Origin of the sequence: Pseudomonas syringae (assembly GCF_021605415.1) — a bacterium.
In the GTDB taxonomy this organism is placed as follows: Bacteria; Pseudomonadota; Gammaproteobacteria; order Pseudomonadales; family Pseudomonadaceae; genus Aquipseudomonas; species Aquipseudomonas syringae_S.
On sequence record NZ_WKEQ01000003.1, the window covers coordinates 100,352 to 120,943 of the forward strand.

General features: G+C 62.4%; 10 protein-coding genes (1 of these 10 running past the window's edge). 6 read left to right on the forward strand and 4 right to left on the reverse strand.

Going from position 1 to position 20,592, the window contains the following annotated elements; translation table 11 throughout:
- Positions 1-10,817: the 5' portion of a non-ribosomal peptide synthase/polyketide synthase gene (locus GIW69_RS03100; protein WP_236480663.1), read on the reverse strand. Its footprint begins 1,510 nt before the window's first position; 10,817 of the gene's 12,327 nt are visible here — the first part of the coding sequence; the start codon lies at positions 10,815-10,817; the stop codon falls past the left edge of the window.
- Between the two features lie 145 nt (positions 10,818-10,962).
- Positions 10,963-11,700 carry an alpha/beta fold hydrolase gene (locus tag GIW69_RS03105; protein WP_236480760.1) on the reverse strand — a complete coding sequence of 246 codons (738 nt, stop codon included), beginning with the start codon at positions 11,698-11,700 and terminating at the stop codon, positions 10,963-10,965.
- Between the two features lie 129 nt (positions 11,701-11,829).
- Here GIW69_RS03105 and GIW69_RS03110 point away from each other — a divergent pair, with 129 nt between their 5' ends.
- Entirely contained in the window at positions 11,830-12,963 is a 1,134-nt protein-coding gene (locus GIW69_RS03110; RefSeq protein WP_236480664.1) for a cupin-like domain-containing protein, read from the forward strand.
- 183 nt (positions 12,964-13,146) lie between these two features.
- Here the strand turns inward: GIW69_RS03110 and GIW69_RS03115 are convergent, their stop codons facing one another.
- Complete coding sequence (locus tag GIW69_RS03115; RefSeq protein WP_236480665.1) at positions 13,147-14,319, reverse strand: MFS transporter; 1,173 nt, start codon at positions 14,317-14,319, stop codon at positions 13,147-13,149.
- Between the two features lie 201 nt (positions 14,320-14,520).
- On the opposite strand from GIW69_RS03115, the gene GIW69_RS03120 reads away from it, so the two are divergent.
- The 3 genes from GIW69_RS03120 to GIW69_RS03130 all read left to right on the forward strand — a co-directional run bounded on the left by GIW69_RS03120 (position 14,521) and on the right by GIW69_RS03130 (position 17,794).
- Positions 14,521-15,321 (forward strand): glucose 1-dehydrogenase, encoded by an 801-nt coding sequence (locus GIW69_RS03120; RefSeq protein WP_236480666.1) that lies wholly within the window; start codon positions 14,521-14,523, stop codon positions 15,319-15,321.
- Positions 15,314-17,140 (forward strand): glycoside hydrolase family 15 protein, encoded by a 1,827-nt coding sequence (locus GIW69_RS03125; RefSeq protein ID WP_236480667.1) that lies wholly within the window; start codon positions 15,314-15,316, stop codon positions 17,138-17,140. The genes GIW69_RS03120 and GIW69_RS03125 overlap by 8 nt, the downstream gene beginning before the upstream one ends.
- 264 nt (positions 17,141-17,404) lie before the next feature.
- Positions 17,405-17,794 carry a hypothetical protein gene (locus GIW69_RS03130; protein ID WP_236480668.1) on the forward strand — a complete coding sequence of 130 codons (390 nt, stop codon included), beginning with the start codon at positions 17,405-17,407 and terminating at the stop codon, positions 17,792-17,794.
- Positions 17,795-17,947: 153 nt separating this feature from the next.
- Here the strand turns inward: GIW69_RS03130 and GIW69_RS03135 are convergent, their stop codons facing one another.
- Positions 17,948-18,928, reverse strand: coding sequence for a GlxA family transcriptional regulator (locus GIW69_RS03135; RefSeq protein WP_236480669.1), 981 nt, complete (start codon positions 18,926-18,928; stop codon positions 17,948-17,950).
- 88 nt (positions 18,929-19,016) lie between these two features.
- Here GIW69_RS03135 and inhA point away from each other — a divergent pair, with 88 nt between their 5' ends.
- Positions 19,017-19,703 (forward strand): isonitrile hydratase, encoded by a 687-nt coding sequence (inhA, locus tag GIW69_RS03140; protein ID WP_236480670.1) that lies wholly within the window; start codon positions 19,017-19,019, stop codon positions 19,701-19,703.
- Positions 19,704-20,115: 412 nt separating this feature from the next.
- Positions 20,116-20,478, forward strand: a complete 363-nt coding sequence (locus GIW69_RS03145; RefSeq protein ID WP_236480671.1) for a DUF6124 family protein — start codon at positions 20,116-20,118, stop codon at positions 20,476-20,478.
- Positions 20,479-20,592: the final 114 nt, after the last annotated feature.

The following is a 20,592-nucleotide window of genomic DNA, read 5'->3' on the forward strand; positions in this document are numbered from 1 at the left end:
GGCGCACGACTGTCCGCCAGCATGTACGCCACGCGGTCGGCCGGGTAATCCGGATCCAGCGGCACATAAGCGCCACCGGCCTTGAACACCGCCAGCAAAGCGATCAACAGTTGCTCGGAGCGCGGCATCGCAACACCCACGCGCACTTCCGGGCCGACGCCCAGGGCGACCAACTTGTGCGCCACGCGGTTGGCGCGGGCATCGAGTTCGGCGTAGGTCAGTCGGGTCGTGCCGAAGGTTACCGCCAGGGCATCCGGCGCCTCGGCGACTTGTCGCGCAATTGCCTGATGAATGCACTGCTCGGTGACGAAACGCTCGGCGACCGGCAGTGCCTGCGCGTCGATCAGGCTCAGCTCACTCAAAGAGCGCTCGCCCGCCTCGCTCATCTGCCGCAACAACTGCTGCAAATGCCGGCCCAGTTGCGCCACGCTGTCGGCTGCAAAGCTGTCGCGCTGATAGCTGAAATGCACCGACAACTCGCGGCCCATGTGTACCAGCAGCGTCAGCGGATAGTTGGTTTGTTCCTGATTGACCACCGCGCCAAAGCGCAGCCCTTCTGGCGCACCTTGCTCAAGCGCCTCGGCAATCGGGTAGTTCTCGAACACCATCAGGCTGTCGAACAGCGCGTCACCGCCCTGCCCGGCCCAGCGCTGAATGTCCGCCAGCGGCGTGTGCTCGAACTCGCGCGAGGCCAGATTGTGCGCCTGCACCTCTTGCAGCCAGCTCGCCAGACTCTGCTGGGCACGCGGCGTGGCGATCACCGGCAGTGTGTTGATGAACAAACCGATCTGCGCCTCGGCACCCGGCAAGTCGGCCGGACGCCCGGCGACCGTTGCGCCGAACGCCACGCAGTCCTTGCCGGTATAACGCTGCAACAGCAACAGCCAGGCCGCTTGCACCAACGTGTTGACGGTGACTTTCGAGGCGCGGGCAAACTCGCCCAGACGCAGCGTCAGCTCAGCATCGAGCACTTGATAATGATCGCCGTAACCGAGCTGCGCCGAATCCGCTCGCGCGATGGCATGGGCCAGACGCGTCGGTTCTTGCAGGTCGCCCAGTGTCGCCAGCCAGTAGCGTTCGGCGCCCGCGGCATCCTGACGTTGCAGCCAGCCGATGTAGTCGCGATATCGACCCGCCGGACGCGCCACCGCGTCGCCGCGATAGTGCTGCAAGACTTCGCCAAGCAACTGCGCGCTGCTCCAGCCGTCCATGAGGATGTGGTGGTTGGTGTAGATCAAGTGATGGCGATCGGTTGCGGTGCGCACCAGCACCAGACGCAGCAGCGGCGCACAGGTCAAATCCAGACCCTGCGCCCGCTCCTCGTCGGCCACCGCTTGCAACGCGGCCTCCAGATCAATGCGGCCACTCCAGTCGAGCACGCTGAACGGCACCTCGACCTGACGTTGCACCACTTGCACCGGTTGCGGCAGATCACCCTGCCAAAAGAACCCGGTGCGCAGAATGTCATGGGCATCCACCGCCGCTTGCCACGCCGCGCGGAACCGCTGCGGATCGACGCCATCGACGTCCAGACGCATCTGGTTGATGTAATCGCCATTGCCGTGTTCGAGCAGCGTGTGGAACAGCATGCCCTGTTGCATCGGCGACAGTGGATAGATGTCATCAATGGTGTGCGGTGCCGGCACCAGCGCGTCGAGTTGCGCCTGGGACAGTTGCGCCAGCGGGAAGTCCGATGGCGTCACGCCTCGGTTGGCGCTGTCGCCGCAATGCTCGATCAGCGCAGTCAGCTCTTGCAGGAAATCATCGGCCAGACCCTGGATGGTCGCCGCGTCGAACATCTCGCCGCTGAACGTCCAGCTCAGATCCAGTTCGCCACCGAACACCTTGCCGTTGAGGGCCAATGGGCTGCCCAATGGCCCCTGCAGGTTGAGCTCGGCGCCGCCGGGCTCGCCGCTCGGCACAAACAGCGCATCGTCGGCGGCATCGAAACTGCCGTCGAACTGGCCGAGATAGTTGAACGTCAGTTGCGGCGTCGGCAAGTCTTGCAGCGCCTGACGCGCCGCCGTATCGCCCAGATGTGCGAGGGCACCGAAGCCGATACCTTTGTTCGGAATCGCCCGCAGTTGTTCCTTGATCTGCTTCAGCGAAGCGCCCAGCTCCGCCGCCGGGGTCAGACGCGCCGGGAACACGCTGGTGAACCAGCCGACAGTGCGGGTCAGGTCGATGTGCCCGAACAGGTCTTCGCGACCATGCCCTTCGAGCTGCACCAGCACGCTGTCATCACCGCTCCAGCGCACCATCGCCCGCGCCAGCGCGGTCAGCAGCAGGTCGTTGACCTGCGTGCGATACGCCGCCGGGGCTTGTTGCAACAGGCGTCGGGTCAGGCTTTTGTCCAACTGGCTGCGAATCGACAGCGCCATGCTGTGTTGCTGTCCGCCGTCGGGACGATCACACGGCAACAACCCTGATGCGCCTTGCAACTGCTGCTGCCAGAAGCCCGGTTCAGACTGCAATTGTGCACTCGCCGCGTACCCTTCAAGTGCCTGCGTCCAAGCCTTCACTGAACTGGTTTTCGCCGGCAGTTGCACCGCCGCGCCAGCCACAATTTGCCGATAAGCGCTTTGCAGATCCTCGAACAGAATCCGCCACGACACGCCATCGACGACCAGGTGATGAACGATCAGCAACAAGCGCTGACTGCCATCCGCCAGGTTCGCCAGCACCGCACGCAGCAGTGAGCCGCGGTTCAATTTCAGACTGCGCTGGGCCTCTTCAGCCAACGCTTCGAGGGCGGCGCCATCGGCCACCTCGGCGTGCCAGACAATGCCGTCGCCTGTGTGGGCGTCGATTTCGGCGTACTGCGCCGTCCAGCCTTGGGCCTGTTCGACAAACTCAAGACGCAAGCTGTCGTGATGCACGACCAGCGCCCGCAACGCCTGCTCCAGCGCATGAACGTCCAGCGTCTGGGTCGGTTTGAGCATCACCGACTGGTTCCAGTGGTGCCGATCCGGAATCGCCTGGGCAAAGAATTGCTGATGGATCGGCAACAGCGCCGTGACGCCGGTCACCGCTTGCTGATCGATCAGTTGCAGCGGCTCGCCGGTCTGCACCACCAAGGCCAATGCCTGGATGGTCTGGTGCTCGAACAAGTCTTTCGGGGTGAAGCGCAAACCGGCCTGCCGCGCACGGCTGACCACCTGAATCGAGATGATCGAATCGCCGCCCAACTCGAAGAAGTTGTCGCTGACACCGACCTGTTCGAGCTTGAGCACGTCCTGCCAGATCGTTGCCAGTTGCTGCTCCAGCGCTGTGTGTGGCGCGGTGTAGGTGTGTTGCAGTTGGCTGACATCAGGTTTGGGCAGGTTCTTGCGATCAAGCTTGCCGTTCGGCGTCAGGGGCATGCGTTCCAGACGCAGCACGTAGGCCGGCACCATGTGCGCCGGCAGTGTTGCCTTGAGTTGCGCACGCAGATCCTCAGCAAAATCAGCGCGTGCTGAGTCTCCCACCACATACGCCACCAAACGCTTGCCGCTGCCGGCGCTGCTTTCCTGGGCCACGACCACGGCTTCACGCACGCCATCAAGGGCTTGCAGGCTGGCTTCGACTTCGCCGAGCTCAATGCGGAAACCGCGAATCTTCACCTGATTGTCAATGCGGTCCAGGTAGTCGAACATGCCGTCGGTGCGCAGGCGCACCAGGTCGCCGGTGCGATACAGCAAGCCGCCGGCACTGAACGGATCCGCTACAAAACGCTCGGCGGTCAGCCCCGGACGGTTGAGATAACCGCGCGCCAGACCGTTGCCGCCCAGGTACAACTCACCGGCCATGCCTTGCGGCAACAGGTTCATATCAGCATCGAGCACGTAAGCGCTGCGGTCGCCGATGCGGCTGCCGATTGGCGCATACGCGGCGCCGCATGACACCTCGCGTCCGGCCTTCCAGATCAGGGGCGTGACCACGGTTTCGGTCGGGCCGTAGCCGTTGATGATGAAGTCGGGATTCAGTGCGCGTTTGACCCGCTCGAAACTGGCGTTCGCCACCGCATCGCCGCCAAAGCAATAGATCCGCACCTTCGGCGGATGGCCGACGCGCTCGGCGTGTTCGGCCAGTTGTTGCAGGTACACCGGCGGGAACGCGACCACAGTCACGCCGTGTTCGATCATCGCGTTGTAGGTCTGCTCCGGTGTCCACAGGCTGTCGTCGCGGATCAGCAGCGACGCACCGTGGGTCAGGCTGGTCAGCCAGCGTTCATGGGCGCCATCGAAGGCGAACGACATGAAGTGGAATTCGCAGTCGCTGTCGCGCATTTCATAGCGCTGACCGATGGCCTGACAGTGCATCGCCAACGGGCCGTGGGCGACGCTGACGCCTTTCGGGTTGCCAGTGGAACCGGATGTGTAAATCACGTAGGCGAGGTTCTGCGGATCGAGCTGCACGTGCGGCGCTGTGATCGGCATGCCCCGCAGATCAAGGCGATCGAGTTCCAGCAATGGCACCGACTCCGCCACCGGCAATTGCGCCGAGACCGACGAATCGCTGAGCAACAGCGCCAGCCCCGAATCTTCGATCAGGTACGCCAGCCGTTCACGGGGATAAGCGGTGTCCAGCGGCACATACGCACCACCGGCCTTGAGCACTGCGAGCAATGCGACGATCACCCCTTCGCTGCGCGGCAATGCCACGCCCACCCGAGTTTCCGCGCCGACGCCACGGGCGATCAAGGCGTGGGCCAGTTGATTGGCGCGCCGGTCGATCTCGCCATAACTGAAGTGTTGGCCGTTGAAAATTACCGCCGTGCGCGGTGGACGTTCGGCGGCCAGCGCGGCAAAACGCTGATGCACGGCGACGTCGGTCGGGTACGGTTGCGGCCGGTTGGCAGCCACTTGCCGGGCATGCTCGTCGGCGCTGGCCAGTGCGATTTCGCCGAGTTTGCGCGTGGCGGACACCGTGAACTGCTCGAGCAGTTGCAACAGGTGGGCATTGATCCCTTCGATAATCGTCGGTGCAAACTGGCTGCGCGCGAAGCTGTAGTGCAACGCCAAATGCTGGCCGAGGGTCACGGCCACGCTCAAACCGTAGTGAGTCTGTTCCTGATTGATCACCTCGCCAAACACCACGCCCTGCCCGCTGCCTTGCTGCAAGGCCTGGGCAATCGGGTAGTTCTCGAACACCAGAATGTTGTCGAACAGCGCCTCACCGCCCTGCCCCGCCCAACGCTGAATGTCCGCCAGCGGCGTGTGCTCGAAGTCGCGCAGACCGAGGTTCTGCGCCTGCACCGCTTGCAGCCAGTCACCGACGGTCTGATCCGGGCGCGGCGTGCCGATCACCGGCAAGGTGTTGATGAACAGACCGACCTGCTGCTCGATCCCCGGCAGAGCCGCCGGACGCCCGGCCACTGTCGCACCGAACGCCACGGTTTCATGACCGGTGTAGCGTTGCAGCAACAACAGCCACGCCGCTTGCACCAAAGTGTTGACCGTGACTTTTTGCTGGCGGGCGAAAGCTTCCAAAGCCTGCGTGCGCGGCACGTCGAGGGTCTGGTAATGGTCGCCATGACCGCTCTGGTCGTCGTCAGAGGAAGCAACGCGGGCCAGTCGGGTCGGCTCTTGCAGGGAGGCCAGTTGAGTGTTCCAGAAATCCTGACTCATCTGGCCGTCCTGACGCTGCAACCAGGCGATGTAATCGCGATAACGGCCACCGGCACTCGCTGGCGTACGACCGCTGTAACGCTGCATGACTTCGCCGAGCAACTGCGAGTTGCTCCAGCCGTCCATAAGGATGTGGTGATGGGTGTAAATCAGATGCCACTGATCGGCGGCGGTTTGCACCAGCACCAGACGCAGCAACGGTGCACGGCTCAAGTCGAAGCCCTGTCGACGCTCGGCGTCGGCCAGCGCGGCGAGTGCTTGCGCAGAGTCGTTCTGCTCACGCCAGTCGAGCGCGGTGAATGGCAGTTGCACCTGCTTGTGAACGATCTGCGCCGGTTGCGCCAGCTCGCCCTGCCACACGAAGCCGCTGCGCAGAATGTCCTGGGCATCCACCGTGGCCTGCCACGCCGCGCGGAAACGCTCGACATCAAGCCCCTGCACGTCGACGCGCAACTGGTTGACGTATTCGCCCGCCGCTTGCTCGTACAACGTATGGAACAACAAACCCTGCTGCATCGGCGACAACGGGTACAGGTCATCGAGCTGGCCGGCCGGCACTGGCAGATCGTCAAGCTGCGTCTGAGTGATCTGCGCCAACGGGAAGTCCGACGGCGTGGTTTGCGGCACCTCCAATGTGCAGCAATGTTCGATCAATGCACCCAGTTCGACGGCGTATCGGTCGACCAGACGCTGCACGGTCGCGCTGTCGAACATCTCGCGACTGAAAGCCCAGCTCATTGACAGTTCGCCACCGTACACTTGGCCTTCGACCGTCAGCCAGTTGGCCAGCGGCGCCGACGGATCCTGCGCCACGCCGCTGCCTTCGGTGGACGGCACGAACAGCGCCGCCTCGTCGAATTGGCGGTCGAACTGCCCGAGATAGTTGAACGTAATGCGCGCTGGCGGCAGATCTGCCAGCGCGGCGCGCACCGACGGCGCAGCCAGATGGCGCAACACGCCATAACCCAGGCCTTTGTCCGGCACAGCGCGCAGTTGCTCCTTGATCGATTTGATCGAACCGTCGAGGTCGGCGGTGCGGGTCAGGTTGACCGCGAACAGGCTGGTGAACCAGCCAACGGTGCGGGTCAGGTCGATGTCATCGAACAGGTCTTCGCGGCCATGACCTTCCAGCTCGATCAGCGCGCCCGGTTGCCCGCTCCAGTGGCTGATCGTGCGCGTCAATGCGGTGAGCAGCAAATCACTGACCTGAGTGCGATACGCCGCCGGCGCCTGTTGCAACAGTTGTCGGGTGCGTTCGGCGTCCAGACGCCATTCGATTTTTTGCCCGTGGATGTTTTCCAGGCTGCCGTCAGGGCGATCGCATGGCAGATCCCGCGCATTGCGATGCTGCGCCTGCCAGTACGCCAACTGGCCGTCGAAGCGTGCGGCGTCTTCACTCAAACGCTCGGTCCAGCGCTGGAACGCAGTGGTCTTGGCCGGCAGCTGCACGCCGCCGCCCGCCGTCAGTTGTTCGTAGGCTTGCTGCAAATCTTCGAGCAGTACGCGCCAGGAAACCCCGTCCACCACCAGGTGATGAACGATCAGCGCCAGACGCTGGCTGCCGTCGGCCAGATTGACCAGCATGGCGCGCAACAGCGGCCCGTTTTGCAGGTCGAGACTGCGCTGTGCCGCGTCGCACAGCGCGGTCAATTGTTCGGCGGACTCGGCGTTGCGCTGCCACAGCTCAGCGGTTTGCACCCATGGCCCGTGGATTTGCTGCCAGCCTTCAGGGCTGTCGACAAAGCGCAGGCGCAAGGCGTCGTGATGGTTGATCACCCGGGTCAGCGCTGCATCCAGCCATTGCGCATTCAACGGCTCGCGAGGAGTCAGCAGCAGCGACTGGTTCCAGTGCTCGCGGGAGGCCATCGGCCGTGTGAAGAAATCTTGCTGGATCGGCCCGAGCAGCGCTGCGCCCGTCACCGGCCCTTGATCCACCGCGCGGGTGGCGTCGAGTGTGGCAATCGACGCCAGACTGCGCACGGTCTGGTACTGGAACAAGTCCCGTGGGCTGATACGAATCCCGGCCTGTCGCGCCCGGCTGACCACTTGAATGGAAATGATCGAGTCACCGCCCAGCTCGAAAAAGTTGTCTTCGAGGCCGACGCGTTCCAGCCCGAGCACGTCCTGCCAGATCTCGGCGAGGGCGACTTGCACGGCATCCTGCGGCGCGACAAAGGTCTGCTGTGGCGCGGCCTCGGGTTGTGGCAAGGCTTTGCGATCCAGTTTGCCGTTGGCGGTGACCGGCAATTGGGCCAGGGTCATCAAGTGAGTCGGCACCATGTATTCCGGCAGGCTACCAAGCAGCCAGGCTTTGACGTCCTGCTGCCATTGCTCGGCGGGACTGGCTTTTTCCAGCACCAGATAGGCCACCAGATGCTTGCCGTCCTGCACCAGCACCACCGCCTCGCGCACCAGCGGGTGCTGCATCAGGCGGGCTTCGATTTCACCGAGTTCGATGCGCAGACCGCGCAGCTTCACCTGATGATCGAGACGGCCGAGGTATTCGATCACCCCGTCAGCACGCTGGCGAACAAGGTCACCGGTGCGATACAGGCGTGCGCCGTCATGGAACGGGCACGGCACAAAACGCTCGGCGGTCAGTGCCGGGCGGCGGTGATAACTGCGCGCCAGACCGGCGCCACCCAGGTACAACTCACCTGCCACGCCATGTGGCACCAGCAACAACTGCGCATCCAGAACATGGGTGCGCAGGTTAGCGATCGGCTCACCGATCGGCACGCTGTCCGCGCCTTCGTCGACGCAAGTCCAGTGGGTGACGTCGATGGCCGCTTCGGTCGGGCCGTACAAGTTGAACAGGCCGGCGTCCGGCAGCTTTGCAAAGACTTGCTGTTGCGCATCCAGCGGCAGCGCTTCACCGCTGCAAACAATGCGTTTGAGCCCAGTGCATGCCTCAACGCCTGGCTCATGAATGAAGGCTTGCAACATTGACGGCACGAAGTGCAGCGTGCTGATGCCGTGGTGGTTGATGGTGTCGATCAGTTGCAGCGGATCGCGATGGGCGCCCGGCGCTGCCACCACCAGGCGCGCACCGGTCATCAGCGGCCAGAAAAACTCCCACACCGACACGTCGAAACTGAACGGGGTTTTCTGCAATACCGCGTCGCTGTCGTCCAGGCCATAGGCCTGTTGCATCCAGCACAAACGGTTGACCAGCGCTGCGTGACTGTTGCCCGCCCCTTTGGGTTTGCCGGTGGAACCGGAGGTGTAAATCACATAGGCAAGGTTCAGTGGATCGATCGCCACATCGGGACGATGGTCACTGTAGCGATCCAGCCAGCCGTCGGCCTGATCGAGGGTAATGATGTTGACGCCCGCCGCCGGCAGCGCTGCCAGTAACGACGTTTGAGTCAGCAGCATTTGAATACCGCTGTCTTCGACCATGTAGGCCAGACGATCCTGCGGATACTCCGGATCCAGCGGCACATAAGCGCCGCCGGCCTTGTGAATCGCCAACAGGCCCACAACCATTTCCAGCGAGCGCTCGACGCAGATGCCGACCAGACTGTCCGGCCCTACGCCCTGCTCGCGCAACAAATGCGCGAGACGGTTGGCCCGTGCATCGAGCTGCGCGTAGCTCAGGGTTTGCTCAGCAAAGGTCAGCGCCGGAGCCTCCGGCGTGCGCGACACCTGCGCTTCGATCAGTTGATGCATGCACTGCCCGGTCGGGTATACCTCGCGGGTGTCGTTCCATGTGTGTACGAGCGTGTGTTGCTCGTCGGCCTCCAGCATCGCCAGCTCACCGATTCGCTGATCGGGGTCGGCGATCATCGCGCTCAGCAGGCGCAGCCAGTGACGGGCCATGCGCTCGACGGTCGCGGCTGAAAACAGGTCGTTGGCGTAGGTCAGCGCGGCGTGCAGCTTGCCGGCCTTTTCGTAAGTGTCGAGGGTCAGGTCGAATTGCGTGGTGCGGCTTTGCCACTCGATCATCCCCAGCGCCAGGCCGGAAGCGGTGCTGACCGTGGTGATGTCGGCGACTTGCGGCTGATGGTTGTACATCACCTGGAACAGCGGCGTGTGGCTGAGGCTGCGTTCCAGTTTCAGCGCTTCGACCAGCCGCTCGAACGGCAGATCCTGATGGGCCTGGGCACCGAGCGAGGTTTCCTTGACCGCACGCAGCAGGTCGGCGACACGGGTCTGACCGTGCAGTTGTGTGCGCAGCACCTGAGTATTGACGAAGAAGCCGATCAGGCCTTCGATCTCGTCGCGGTTACGGTTGGCGATGGGCACCCCGACGCGGATGTCCTGCTGCCCGGTGTAGCGATGCAGCAAGACGTTGAACGCGCCAAGCAGCAACATGAACAGCGTGACGCCATGTTGTTGCGCCGCGCTGCGCAATTGCTCGGCCAGCGCACCGTCAATGGCGAACTCATGGCGGGTGCCGCGATAGCTCGGCATGGCCGGGCGCGGCAGATCGGTCGGCAGCTCCAGCACCGGGTGCTCATCGCCCAATTGCGCCTGCCAGTATTCCAGTTGTCGCGCCTGCTCGCCGGCTTCAAGCCAGCGGCGCTGCCACAGCGCGTAGTCGCTGTACTGGATCGGCAACGCCGCCAGTTGCGGCGACCGTCCTGCCTCATGGGCGTCGTAGCAACGGATGAATTCGTCGATCAACACGTTCATCGACCAGCCGTCCGAGACGATGTGATGCAACGTCAGCAGCAGCACGTGTTGCTGTTCATCGAGCTTGAGCAACTTGACCCGCAACAACGGGCCGATGCCCAGATCGAACGGCAGCAGTGATTGCTGCTCGGCCGCTGCGACCACGGCGTGTTCGCGCTCGGTGGCCGGCAACGCGGTGAAATCCACGTGATCGATGATCAGCGGCGCCTCGGTCGGCACTTGTAGCAAGCTGTCGTCGGCCTGACGCTGGAACACCGTGCGCAGGGTTTCATGACGTGCCACCAGACTGGCGAACGCCGCCTCCAGCGCATCCAGATCCAAACGCCCGGTCAGGCGCACCGCGCCCGGCAAGTTGTAGGCGCCGCTCTGCGAATCCAGTTGCCAGAGAAACCACATGCGCTGCTGCGCGTAGGACAACGCCTGGCGGTCATGCGCCTCGACGCCTTGAGGAATCGGAAAACGGGCGAAGTCCACGCCCTCCTTGTGCAACGCCGCGAGGAACATCTGGCGCTTTTCCAGGGGCAACCCGATAAACCGGCGAGCAAGTTTCAAGGAGTCTTCAGCATTCATTTCTTAGCATCCGGATTCAGTAGGCAGGAAGCACAAAGGCACGTCGTCCCTATAAAACGAATCCAGACCGGAAAAATTAGCGATGAGAACGACTATCAGGCGGGAGATGAAACGGTTGTTTTGTGCAGGTGTTCGGCGTTTGAAGTCAGGCCATCGCGGTCAGCGCATGGCGCCGATGGTGCACGACCAGTTGATCCTTGATCACGCGCAGCACTTTGGCTTCGTGCTCATGAATGAAGAAGTGTCCGCCCGCCAACATGTCCACGGAAAAGCTGCCGCGAGTCTCCTGGCTCCAGCCGATCAGTTGTTCGGTGGTGGCCCGGTCGGCCTTGCCGCCGAGCACATGCACCGGGCAGTCAAGCAGTGGCCGCTGCAACGGCTGGAACGTGCCGCACAGCTGAAAATCGGCGCGCAGGATCGGCAAGGTCAGGCTCATCAGTTCTTCGTTGGCGAGCACTTCTTCGCTGGTGCCGTTGAGCGTGCGCAGTTGGTCGATCAACTCGGCATCGGTTTTCGGGTCGGCAAAACCCCGATCGTAATCGGCACGCAGGGTCGGCGCTGCGGTGCCCGAGGCAAACAGCGCCACCGGCTCAGGGCAACCGAGCGCGCGCAGGGCGTGAGCGATTTCGCAGGCGAGCAGTGCGCCCAGGCTGTGGCCGAACAAGGCATACGGCGCCTTCAATGTCGGGCGCAGTTCCTTGGCCAATTGCATGGCCAGCGTGCGCATGTCGGTGTGCAGCGGTTCGCCGTAGCGCGCGCCGCGCCCGGGCAATTCCACGGGTTGCAGTTGCAGCCACTGGGGCAATTTCGGCCGCCAGCGGCTGTAGACCATGGCGCTGGCACCGGAATAGGGCAGGCACAATAGAGTCAGCTTGGTCACCACGCGTCCCTCGGAAAATTCGTCTGTCAAAAGAAACGGTTCGCCGGGCCGGCAAATTAGTCGTCGCGTCTTAAATTCCGTTCGTAAGCGCTCGTTACCTGTTCAGGCCAAAACCAACAACGAGGCGTCACCGTGGATCTGCAGACCATCCTGGGTAAACTGTTCGCCAATGCCGGCGCCGTCGGTATCGAAGGCGTGTTCCAATTCGTGTTCGGCCCGCATCAGGCCTACTGGTCGGAGATCAAGGGCAGCAGCCACACCGAGCCCGGCCGGCATGCGGCCCCCGACGTGACCATTGAAGTCGCCGAGCGGGATTTTCTCGGGATCATGGGCGGCATGGCCAATGTCGAGGAATTGTTCGCCAGCGGTCGCTTGAAGATCGGCGGCAACATGGGCCTGGCGACGTTGTTGCCGCAGATCATCGACCACGCCCGACACGGCGGCGCTGCGGTGGAAAAGGTCGACATGAACAAGCGCTATCCGACCCCGCCGCGCTTCAGCGAAAAACTCACGGCCGGCTTGCCGACCCAGTTCACGGTAGAGCGCCGGCCGCGCGATGAGTTGTCGGTCAGTGAATTCAAGGCGCGCTATCTGCCTCACGGCATTCCCGTGGTGATCGGCAATGCGTTGCAGGACTGGCCGCTGTTCAAGCTCAGCCGGGAAGAATCGCTGGTGCATTTCGCCGAACTGCAAGGCATCACCCGCCACGGCGACTACGTGAAGAAAACCTTCTCCACGGAGCGTGATTTCCGCTCCACGTCGATGGCCGATTTCATTGCCTCGCTGGATAACCCGGCGCCAAAACGCGCGGACGGCGAGCCACCGGCCTACATGGGTAACAACATCCTGCCGGCGCAGTTGATCGAACAGATCAAATACCCGCCCTATTTCGACGCCTCATTATTCATTCCTCCACGGATCTGGATCGGACCCAAAGGCACCCTCACCCCACTGCACCGCGACGACACCGACAACCTGTTCGCCCAGGTCTGGGGCCAGAAAAAATTCACCCTCGCCGCGCCACATCACCGCCAAGCACTGGGCACCTGGTCGACGGCGCCCAAAGGTGGGCTGGACGGCTGCGACTTCAATCCGGATGCGCCGGACTACGACCGCTTCCCCAGCGCCCGCGACGTGACCTTCCTGCGCGTGACACTGGAGGCCGGCGATCTGCTGTTTTTACCTGAAGGCTGGTTTCACCAGGTGGAATCGGTGTCCACCTCCCTGTCGGTCAATTTCTGGGTCAATTCAGCAAGGGGCTGGTAAAACCGAGACCGCCGACACCTCACATTGATATCGCCTCAGCGAACGCCTTCGCGAGCAAGCCCGGCTTCCACAGGGATCCAGGCTGTACTCAAAACCTGTGGGAGCTGGCTTGCCAGCGAAGAGGCCGGGACGTTCACCATCAATGGTGCCGGGACGAACACGCTCGTCCCCATCAGGATGTGTTTATTTGAGATGGCGAAAGCTCTGTACCGCCGTGCCGAGCACCACGGCTCCGGCAACGAGCGCCAGCCAGAATCCGCTACGCGCGCCGAACGCATCCACCAACGCCCCTGAACCCGCCGCGCCGATGGCCACGCCGATGCTCAAACCGGTTATCAGCCAGGTCAGGCCTTCGGTGAGTTTGGCTGGCGGCACGATGCGTTCGACCAGTGCCATGGCGACAATCAAGGTCGGCGAGAAGAACAGCCCGGCGATAAACACTGCTGCCGACAAGCCGACAATATTACTCGCCAGCAACAGCGGCAGCGTTGTCACCGCCGTCGCCACGCCGCCATACAGGAACAGTCGCGGCAACGGCAGTTTCGAACGCATCGCGCCAAACGCGATACCGGCCAGGCACGAACCAATCGCATAAACCGATAACACAATGCTCGCCGCGGCCGGTTGGCCCTGCTGCTGGGCGAACGCCACGCTGACCACATCGATCACGCCGACAATGACGCCCATGGCCGTCATCAACAGCATCAACAGAAGCATGTCCGGCGAGCGAATGATCGAGCCCTGATGTTCGGCCACATGTGCATGGATTGGCGGCTCGGTGCTGCGCTGCGCGACAAACGCAGTGACGCCGATTGCCAGCATCAGTAACGCCGCCAGCGGCCCGGCCTCGGGAAACGCCACCACGCACAACCCCACGGACAGCGGCGGGCCAACGATGAAGCAGACTTCATCGAGCACTGACTCCAGCGCATACGCCGTCTGCAATTGCGGCTGGCCCCGATAGATTTCGGTCCAGCGCGCCCGCACCATCGCCGACATGCTCGGCATGCAACCGGCCAGCGCGGCGAACACGAACAGCGTCCAGTGCGGCGCCTGCAAACGCGTGCACAGCAACAACATCAACAGTGCCCCGCCACCGATCAATGCCGACACCGGCAAGATCCGCCCCTGGCCGAAGCGATCCACCAGCCGCGACACCTGCGGTGCGCAAAACGCCGTGGCCAACGCGAATGTCGCCGCCACGCCACCCGCCAGGCTGTAGCCGCCCTTGAGTTGCGCGAGCATGGTGATCACGCCGATGCCGGTCATGGAAATCGGCATGCGCGCGACCATCCCGGCGGCGACAAAAGCCCGGGCGCCGGGCGCGTTGAACAGTTCGCGATAAGGGTTTGCCATCGGTGCAGCCTCAACAAGGGAGTGCACGGTGCCATAAACGCTGGAGCCTCGACAAATCCGGAACCCGCTCACGGAGACTCGTTCCCACGTTCTGCATGGGAACGATCATTGCCGGGATGTCGATCTTTTCATATTTGCCCGTGAACTCTCGTCGGCCGCCATCAGTCAGCTAGGTAAGCCCTCAACCCAGGCGCGATCCGCATGCATATTTCCCTCGCCCGCCAAGTGGCACTGGTCACCGGCGCCAGCTCCGGCATCGGTTTCGGCACTGCCAAAGCCCTCGCCGCCGCCGGTGCCGCCGTGGTCATTAACTACCACAGCAATGCCGAACCGGCCGAAGCCCTCGCCCGGCAAATCATCGCCGACGGTGGCCAGGCCATTGCCGTCGGCGCCGATGTGTCGAAAGAAGACGACGTCGAACGGCTGTTCGCCAAGACCGTCGACACTTTCGGCAGCCTCGACATTCTGGTGGCCAACTCCGGCCTGCAAAAGGACGCCGCGGCTGTGGATATGACGCTTGAAGACTGGAACACCGTGATCAACGTCAACCTCACCGGCCAGTTCCTCTGTGCCCGTGCCGCCCTGCGTATCTTCAACCGCCAGGGCATTCGCGAAGGCGTGTCCCGATCTGCTGGAAAAATCATTCACACGAGCTCGGTACACCAGCGCATTCCGTGGGCCGGCCACGTCAATTACGCCGCGTCCAAGGGCGGCGTCGACCAGTTGATGCAAACCCTCGCCCAAGAAGTCAGCCACCAGCGCATCCGCATCAACAGCATTGCGCCAGGGGCAATTCGCACCGGCATCAACGAAGAACAGACCCAAGGCTCGGCCGAGGAAAAACTCCTCGAACTGATCCCCTACGCCCGCATTGGCGACGTCGACGATGTCGCCAATGCGGTGGTATTCCTCGCCTCCGACGCGGCGGACTACATCGTCGGCACCACCCTTTTCATCGACGGGGGCATGAGCCTCTATCCGGAGTTTCGCGGCAATGGCTGAGCATCAACCCGAACGACAAAGTGCCATCGATGCCCACGGCATCATCGGCGACATGCGCAGCGCGGCGCTGATTAACGACAAAGGCAGCGTGGATTTTTTCTGCTGGCCGGAATTCGACAGCCCGACGATTTTCTGTTCACTGCTCGACACCCCCGATGCCGGAATTTTCCAGTTATCGCCGCAGTTGAAGGATGCCCGCCGTGAACAGATTTACCTGCCCGACACCAACGTCCTGTTGACCCGTTGGCTGAGCGACAGCGCAGTGGTGGAAGTCACTGACCTGTTGCCGATCAGCGAACATGACGACGATCTGCCGCTGTTGATGCGCCGGGTGCGAGTCGTCCACGGCGAGGCTACGTTTCATATGTGCTGCGCCGTGAAGCACGACTACGCCCGCGCCGACACGCGCGCGCGGCTGGATGACAGCACCGTGATCTTTAGCGCGGCCGGGCAGCCGTCGTTGCGACTGACGTCCGATCAGGAACTGCGTATCGACAATGATGCAGCCGTCGCCGCGTTTACGTTGAAACAGGGCGAAGGCGCCGAGTTCCTGCTGGGAGCTGAAGACGATCCACGTTTCGTCGAGGGCGCGGCGCAACTGTGCGTGGAGCGCACGTTGAAGTTCTGGCGCGACTGGATTCATCAGTCCAACTACCGCGGTCGCTGGCGCGAAACGGTCAATCGCTCGGCCCTGGCGCTGAAGCTGCTGACCTCGCGCAAGCATGGCGCCATTATCGCGGCCGCCACGTTCGGCTTGCCGGAAGCCGTCGGTGGCGAGCGCAACTGGGACTATCGCTACACTTGGATCCGCGACGCCTCATTCACCGTGTACGCATTCATGCGCCTGGGGTTCGTCGAAGAGGCCAACGCCTACATGCGTTGGGTGCGCGGCCGAGTCAGCGACTGCCACGCCAAACCGATGAAAATCGACATCCTCTATGCCGTCGACGGCCGCAATGAACTACCTGAGACTGAACTCACCCACTTGTCTGGCCACGGCGGCGCCAAACCTGTGCGCATTGGCAATCAGGCCTACGACCAGATCCAGCTCGACATCTTTGGCGAATTGATGGACGCGGTTTATCTGGTCAACAAGTATGGCGATGCGATTTCCCACCAAGGCTGGAAACACGCGCAGGAAGTGGTCGATCAGGTTTGTGAGACCTGGCACACCGAAGACGTCGGCATCTGGGAAATGCGCGGCGAAAAGCATCATTTTCTACATTCGCGACTGATGTGCTGGGTAGCACTGGATCGGGCCATTCGTTTGGCGTCCAAGCGCTCGTTGCCGGCACCGTTCGAGCGTTGGGATAAAACGCGCCAAGCAATCTACGCTGATATCTGGGAAAACTTCTGGAACGAAGAGCTCGGGCATTTTGTGCAGTACAAGGGCGGCACTGCCCTCGACGGCTCGATGCTGCTGATGCCGCTGGTGCGGTTTGTTGCCGCCAAAGATCCGCGCTGGCTATCGACGCTGGAAGCCATCGAAAAAAATCTGGTGCGCGACGGCATGGTCTATCGCTATCGCAACAGCGATGCCGACATCGACGGTTTGCCGGGCACCGAAGGCGCCTTTGTAGCGTGTTCGTTCTGGTACGTCGAATGCCTGGCCCGGGCCGGACGCCTGGAAAAGGCCCATCTGGAATTCGAACAGCTGCTGCGCTACGCCAACCCGCTGGGCTTGTACGCCGAAGAATTCGACAGCCATGCGCGGCATCTGGGCAACACGCCACAAGCGCTGTCGCATCTGGCGTTGATCAGCGCGGCGACCTTTCTGGATCGGCAGCTGAGCGGCGACAAACCCGTCTGGCAGCCGTGATATTCGCCAGAGGCTGTCAGATATTTACGCTTCACAGACTGTTTGCAGGATTTTGCCCACGGCATTCGGGAGCAGCGTCAATCTGCTCCCCCCAATAATCAAGGCGCGGAGCCTACACCTCTGCAACAAACCCCGAGTAAACCCTATCCTGCAACTTGCACTTACACCCGGAAATACCTTGTTGCCAGCAGTTACATCCCTCCCCTACCATCCAGCGCAACGGGCACAGCGGAGCTGTCCACAACCCGAATTCAAGGAACCGGAATGACCCGACACGTCCACCGCCCCATCGACTCGCCCTTGCGCACCGGCCTGACCCGCGCCCAATTGTGGGAAGCCGACGACAAAGGCCTGATCAAATGCTGGGAAATCGGCCGCCAGCGCGCCAGCCGCTTCCCCGAACTCGCCCAACGCTGCCTCGCCAGTGAACTGCCGGTGCTCGGCTGGAAAGGAGGCGTCAGCCGCAGCCTGAAAAAACTCGAGAAATACGGCTCCCTCAAATACCTCGCCCAATGGCAGGGCTTGCGCGGGGAAGATCTGGACATCGATCTGGATGAAGAACAGGTAATGACGTGTTCACGGACGAAAATGGTCGTGACGTTCACGCCGGATCGGACGAAGTATTTCAATCAGGTGGAGCAAACCGAGACCTGACTTAGCGTCGGCACCGTTCCTGGCAATACCAACGGGCATTGATTCGGCCGTCTGCGTAGGGGAATTCAGGCGTGCACCGTCGAAAAACCAGCTGTCGGACAAACAGATTTCCAGTGCTCGTTCAGATTTTTTTCACGATGACTGGAGGCTGTTTCAGGCTGGAAGCTTATCCGCAGCCCCTACCGAAAACCGCTCCCGGTACGCCTGCGGCGTCACACCGATGGCCCTCAGAAAACTGCGGCGTAAGGTCTCTTCGCTGCCGAAGCCGCAATTGGCCGCGACCCGTTTGACCGGCAGGCCAGTGTCGCTGAGCAGACGGCGGGCGGTTTCAACGCGGATCAGTTCGATGGCGCGGGCCGGGGTCTGGCCGGTGTCGGCGCGGTAGTGGCGCACGAAGCTGCGTTCGCTCATGCCGGCCTGTTCGGCGAGGGTCGGGATGCCGAGGTCGCGGTTAAGGTTTTCGCTGATCCAGGCGTGGAGGTCGTCGAAGCGGTTGCCCTGTTTTTGCAGTGACAGGGTGACACTGAATTGCGACTGGCCGCCCGGCCGCTTAAGGAACACCACCAGTTGCCGGGCGACGTCCAGGGCCATGTCGCGGCCGAGGTCGTCTTCGACCATGGCCAGTGCAAGGTCGATACCGGCGGTGACGCCGGCGGACGTCCACACCGGGCCGTCGTTGATGAAGATCGGGTTGGGTTCGACGTGCAGGCTCGGATGTTCGCGGGCGAGTTGCTCGCAGCGCGTCCAGTGGGTCACGACGCGGCGACCGTCGAGCCAGCCGCTGGCTGCGAGCAGAAATGCCCCGGTACACACCGATGCCACGCGGCGGCAGCTTGCCGCGTATTCGCGCACCCAGTTCACCAGCGACGGATCCTCTGCCGCCGCGTAAACGCCCCAGCCACCGGAGATGATCAGGGTGTCGCCTGGATCTTGCGGCAACGGGTCGGCCAACACCGCCAACCCCGCCGACGACATCACCGCCCCGCCGCCGCAGGCAATCACCGTCGGCGCGTATGGCGCGGGCACACCTTGTTGGCGGGCGATGTCATTGGCCGAGGCGAACACTTGCAAGGGTCCGGTGACGTCGAGCAATTGCAGGTTGGCGAACGCGAGAACGTGGATGGCTTTAGGCATTTGGCGTAATCCGTGGGGTGATTGGCGCATGCGCCAGAACCTACGCGCCTACAGTGGAGCCGTCCACCCCTTTCACTGGAGAAGCACCATGGCGTTGCAGATCGGTTTTCTGTTGTTCCCGCAGGTTCAGCAACTGGATTTGACCGGGCCTTATGACGTGCTGGCGTCGCTGCCGGATGTGCAGGTTCATCTGGTCTGGAAAGACTTGGCGCCCATCACCGCGAGCACCGGTTTGATGCTGACGCCGACCGTTACGTTTGACGATTGCCCGGCGCTGGATGTGCTCTGCATTCCCGGCGGTTCAGGGGTCGGCCCGTTGATGGAAGATGAGCCGACCCTGGCATTCATCCGTCAACAGGCCGCAGGCGCGCGTTATGTGACGTCGGTGTGTACGGGTTCGCTGGTGTTGGGCGCTGCCGGTTTGCTGCAAGGCAAACGCGCGACCACCCACTGGGCTTACCACGAACTGCTGCCGACGCTCGGCGCGATTGCAGTGAAGGATCGGGTGGTGCGTGACGGCAATCTGTTTACCGGCGGCGGGATCACGGCCGGGATTGATTTCGCCCTGGTACTGGCTGAGGAACTGGTCGGCAAAGACACCGCGCAATTGGTGCAGCTGCAACTGGAATACGCCCCCGCGCCGCCGTTTGATGCCGGCAGCCCGGAAACTGCGCCGGCCAGTGTCTTGACGGATGCCCGGAATCGGGCGGCAGGCTCCTTGAAAACCCGCACCGAATTCACTCAACGGGCGGCGGCACGCCTCAACCTGAGCTGACACTCACCCCCTGCGGCAGCTCTTACACGGGATGGGCGCAATCATTTAAACGCGATGCGGCACCGGTGTTTAAAGGACGCTTGCTGTTACGCCACATGGGCTACAACGTCTTGCGCCGTTACCTACGACTACGCCAGAATCCGCCGGCTTGTGCGTCTTGGGCACGGGTTTTATCGTTGGCCGGTCACTGAAAAACAGTGATCGGGTTTGGTAGCCCGCTTTTTCCACATGACGCATCGTGTCACCGATTCAGATGCTCTCCAGCATTTGTATCTAATGGTGGCCATGCGTAGGGCGCCCTCGGGCGCGCCGGTATTTCCATGTGGGCCGGTCTACCAACCTTCGTATGGCCGCCACCCTTCGTTTGGTAGCGAGAGTGATGGCTCCTTTTAATACATATGGAGCTTCATCTATGTTTAAACCAACACCCAACCCACCAATCACCGATCCGGCCTCCCCCTACGAATCCCTTGATTCGCGAAAACTCAACGACGCCGCCGAACGTGCGCTCGATCATTACCTCAGTCCCCCCGCCGAGGTTATCGCCACTCACTACCAGGTCAGCACGATGTACCGCGTCGATCCAAAAACCGACACCGAATCCCTGCTCGCCAATGCCTGCGAAAACCTGTCGTCGGCCGCCGTCATGCTGGGAAATTTCGCCGACCTGCTTGAAGGCCCCCATCGCAAAACCGCGCTCGGCATCGCCCAGGTCGTGATGCTCGGCGAACTGGCGGTGAATCAAGCGCTGGATAACGTCGAACCAACGCTGTAGCCAACAGGTAGGAGCCGGCAGTGCGACGATTCGATTTGTCCGCGAAGGCGTCGGTTCAGACGAAATCAATGTTGAATGTACTGGCCCTTTCGCGGACAAACCCCGGCTCCTGCA

Bases quoted from the DNA above. Each gene is read 5' to 3' on its own strand.
- inhA (WP_236480670.1), top strand. From the start codon at position 19,017: ATGGCGTTGCAGATCGGTTTTCTGTTGTTCCCGCAGGTTCAGCAACTG.
- GIW69_RS03130 (WP_236480668.1), top strand. From the start codon at position 17,405: ATGACCCGACACGTCCACCGCCCCATCGACTCGCCCTTGCGCACCGGC.
- GIW69_RS03125 (WP_236480667.1), top strand. From the start codon at position 15,314: ATGGCTGAGCATCAACCCGAACGACAAAGTGCCATCGATGCCCACGGC.
- GIW69_RS03120 (WP_236480666.1), top strand. From the start codon at position 14,521: ATGCATATTTCCCTCGCCCGCCAAGTGGCACTGGTCACCGGCGCCAGC.
- GIW69_RS03115 (WP_236480665.1), bottom strand. From the start codon at position 14,319: ATGGCAAACCCTTATCGCGAACTGTTCAACGCGCCCGGCGCCCGGGCT.
- GIW69_RS03135 (WP_236480669.1), bottom strand. From the start codon at position 18,928: ATGCCTAAAGCCATCCACGTTCTCGCGTTCGCCAACCTGCAATTGCTC.
- GIW69_RS03145 (WP_236480671.1), top strand. From the start codon at position 20,116: ATGTTTAAACCAACACCCAACCCACCAATCACCGATCCGGCCTCCCCC.